The sequence below is a fragment of the Pseudomonas fluorescens genome (genome assembly GCF_902497855.1).
GTDB lineage: Bacteria > Pseudomonadota > Gammaproteobacteria > Pseudomonadales > Pseudomonadaceae > Aquipseudomonas > Aquipseudomonas fluorescens_BI.
The window spans coordinates 1-516 of sequence record NZ_CABVHU010000073.1; the positions used below are offsets into that span (position 1 = coordinate 1).

Sequence of the window (516 nt, forward strand, 5' to 3'; positions counted from 1 at the left end):
ATGCGTACCGCCCCACCACATCCGGCAGCATCAATCAGCGTTGTCAGATATCGATAAACTGCCTGATAAACAAAGTCGTTGTCCCGCGCGCCCTTCACATCCTCAATTCCGTAGATATTGGTTCACAATCCGGGCTCTGGCTCACCGTCAGCGTTCCGTCGACCGCTCGAACGGCGCAGCCGAACGCGCCTCGTCCGAACCCGACCTCTCCGAGGAGACTTGCGCAGGTGCCTCAATCTGCACAGGGCCCATTGCATACAGGCGGTTCAACAGCCTGACTGGCAAGCCGCTGACTTCCGTCAGCCACTTCATCACCTGCTCAGGTGCGTGCAGACCCTGCATGGCGCGGTGCAGGTCCGGCATGGCGACCAGCATGCCGGGATGACAGTTGCGCAGGAAGCGTTCGAGACCTTTGCCGTTGTCGATGAACGGCGCAAACAGCAGGCACGCCAACTGCGTTTCGGTCAATCCGAAACCATTACTGAGGTAATCCTCGGCAAGCATCCGCAGTTGTTC

General features: G+C 58.9%; 1 pseudogene. It reads right to left on the reverse strand.

The features are described from left to right. Positions 1-147 precede the first annotated feature (147 nt). Positions 148-516: pseudogene (locus tag F8N96_RS34905) on the reverse strand (hypothetical protein); the annotation flags it as partial.